This window comes from Cohnella luojiensis (assembly GCF_004564235.1).
Classification (GTDB): Bacteria; Bacillota; Bacilli; order Paenibacillales; family Paenibacillaceae; genus Cohnella; species Cohnella luojiensis.
In genome coordinates this window covers 1-2,704 of sequence record NZ_SOMN01000077.1, presented here as the reverse complement: position 1 = coordinate 2,704, position 2,704 = coordinate 1, and the positions used below count along the sequence as shown (strand labels likewise).

3 protein-coding genes are annotated in these 2,704 nt (G+C 39.3%); all 3 read right to left on the bottom strand.

Annotation, left to right across the window (positions count from 1 at the left end; translation table 11 throughout):
- Window positions 1-298: 298 nt before the first annotated feature.
- Complete coding sequence (locus tag E2980_RS23745; protein ID WP_167747244.1) at window positions 299-802, bottom strand: NUDIX domain-containing protein; 504 nt, start codon at window positions 800-802, stop codon at window positions 299-301.
- Between the two features lie 247 nt (window positions 803-1,049).
- Window positions 1,050-1,565: a DinB family protein gene (locus E2980_RS23740; protein ID WP_240703176.1), complete on the bottom strand. Its 516-nt coding sequence runs from the start codon at window positions 1,563-1,565 to the stop codon at window positions 1,050-1,052.
- A 282-nt stretch (window positions 1,566-1,847) separates the two neighbouring features.
- Window positions 1,848-2,351, bottom strand: coding sequence for a GNAT family N-acetyltransferase (locus E2980_RS23735; protein ID WP_135154683.1), 504 nt, complete (start codon window positions 2,349-2,351; stop codon window positions 1,848-1,850).
- Window positions 2,352-2,704: the final 353 nt, after the last annotated feature.

The window sequence follows — 2,704 nt, the reverse complement described above, 5'->3', positions numbered from 1 at the left end:
AAGTATAATGCGGCTTTAAGTATTGTGTAGAAGCAACTGTTAAGAAAAAAACTACACCTATTGAAATAAGTACTTTATATTTTTTTACGAACTTCAAACAGCTCTTCAGTCCTTTCGTATAACGTTCGTGTATTCACGACGCCCCACCACCTTAAGCCACGAAGTGGCGGCCGCGATGCGGTTAGGTGGTGCGGGTGTGTCCGCCTGAATCCGCATCTCCGAAATGCCTCGGGTGGACCGAGGGGCGAATGCCCCGATGCGTGAATATGGTGTTATGTGATGTCCCAGCCTTCGAAGCTTAACCTTCAATAAATCTAGGCGTTTTATATGAATTTCTATTAATTATCCAATTTACTAATGCATGTCTTGTTGGTGCTCCCATTATAAAATTTAGATCATCCTTTGGATGCATTTCATAATCGATAACTTCAATTATTGGGATCCAAGCAATTCCGATTTGATGTACATCAGGTGTCTGACCCATTACAGCACTTTGATCGTAATTAATGTTACATAAAAATGTAAAATCTATTTGATGTATTTCAGGTTCAAGTTCATAAAATTTAGAATCTCTTCTTGCAATAAATTCATTAATAAATAAGAGCTCATTTCCTATAACTTCTAATTCAACTTCTTCTTTCACTTCTCTTTTTAAGGTTTCAATTATACTTTCCCCGTGATTTTGTCCTCCTCCTGGAAGAACGTAAAACTCACCCTGAACCCCAGATCTTCTCAAGACAAGTAACTTTTCGTCTTTGATAATTACAGCTCGAGCAGCAGTTCTAATGTTCAGAGCAAACACTTCTTTCCTCGGTTTTAAATGTACTTGCTGGGATTTCACATAACGTTCGTGTATTCACGACGTCCATTCCCCTTAGATAGCTCCTATCTTAGGGGAATGGATGTGTCCGGCTGATTCCACTTCCTGCTGCTGCCAAAAGCATCGCCGAATCCACATCTAACTCCGGCCCGGACCGAGGGGGCTTGTCCCCCGATGCGTGAATATGGTGTTATAAGATGTCCCCGCCTTCAAAGGATTTACCTACAAATCAATTACTTAATTTATATAGCTTCTTCAAAAAAGCAATGTTTGAATAATGGTGCCTACTGTGATCGGCAATATGCCAGATTCCCCATTTAATTGTTGCTTTGTTTCCGTTCTCAAATGGGATTTGTGTCTCCAGGTCTTCATCTTTAAATTGTTTACATATTAATTTCAGCTTCAATTGAATTTCATCATATTCCGTTATTAGATCTTCTAATTTCATATTGAATACTAATGGTAATTTACCTTCCTCGTCATACATAGGCCCATATCTTTCGATCATCTCATTTGGGATAGGTTTTCCTTGCAATCGAAAGATCCAATGAAGTTCTACTACCATCAGATGTCTTACATGTTGAGCAATAGAATTCAAATCATTATTTGGACCCCGATAGTACAGATATTCATCGGTATCCATAATTAATCGCTTGAGTCTTAAATAATTGTAAGAAATCATCGAATATAATAAGCCAACTATTGGGCTCATATCAGAAACTGGTTCTAGATCATAAAGCTTCATGAATTTACCCTCTTTCAAATTGGCACTTGAGTTCTTGCGGGGATTTCTTATAACGTTAATGTGTTCACGACGTCCCACCACCTTAAGGCACCGACAGGTGCCGGCCGCGACGCGGTTAGGTGGTGCGGATGTGTCCGGCTGAATCTGCTTCCCTGCTACTGCTAATTACTTCTCTGAACCCACATCTAACTTCTGTCCGGACCGAGGGCCGAATGGCCCGAAGCGTGAACATGGTGTTATAAGATGTCCCCGCCTTCGAAGCATTACAATCAAGTGAAATTCTTATAACTTTTTAGTAAAGTAAAGAACAATGTCATCATCAATTACTACACTTTCCCCGTATCTTATGTAGTTTTTTCCATTATGTATCCCTTTTCCGTCAGGGATATAGCCGCGCCTTACATAAAGCACTTGAGCAATACCATAATCACTAAATAAGCCGACCCCAATTCCAGCTATCAGAGATTTTTCCTTAATGATTTCTTCTGCCTTATCCATTAATTTTGATCCTATTCCAAGTCCCCGGTATTTTACTAGAACATTAAAATCATTAATCTCAGGGATGCTCTTTTCCATGAATTCAGGGTAATACGACTCCCATAATACATTCACATAACCAACAAATACGCCATCGATTTCAGCTATTAATGTCACTCGTTCTCCATTAATCTGTTCAGTTATATATCTTTCATATTGAGCTACTGGTTTATTCCATCCTTGTTCTTTAAAGGCATGTGAAATGATGATTGGATCATTTTCATTTATCTCTCGAATTAATAAGTTCATTCATTTCACTCTCTCTTTTATATGTTTTGATAGTTCTTTGCGGGGATTTCTTATAACGTTCTTGTATTCACGATGTCCCAGCACCTTAAGCCCGGAGGGCGGCCGCGATGCGGTTAGGTGGTGGGATGTGTCCGGCTGAATAACGCTTCCCTGCTACTGAAATGCCTCTTCGAACCACATCTAACTTCTGCCGGACCGAGGGCCGAATGGCCCGATGCGTGAATATGGTGTTATGTGAAGTAATCGACTTCCTGAATAACAATCAAAATTCTTTAGGTGTAATTAATCATTAGAATTGGTGAACTTAAGAGAGTTCCTATTGTTATTGTTATTATTGTGTCTATTATTGATTT

Excerpts from the sequence above, each read along its gene's own strand:
- E2980_RS23740 (WP_240703176.1), bottom strand. The coding sequence starts at position 1,565 with ATGAAGCTTTATGATCTAGAACCAGTTTCTGATATGAGCCCAATAGTT.
- E2980_RS23735 (WP_135154683.1), bottom strand. The coding sequence starts at position 2,351 with ATGAACTTATTAATTCGAGAGATAAATGAAAATGATCCAATCATCATT.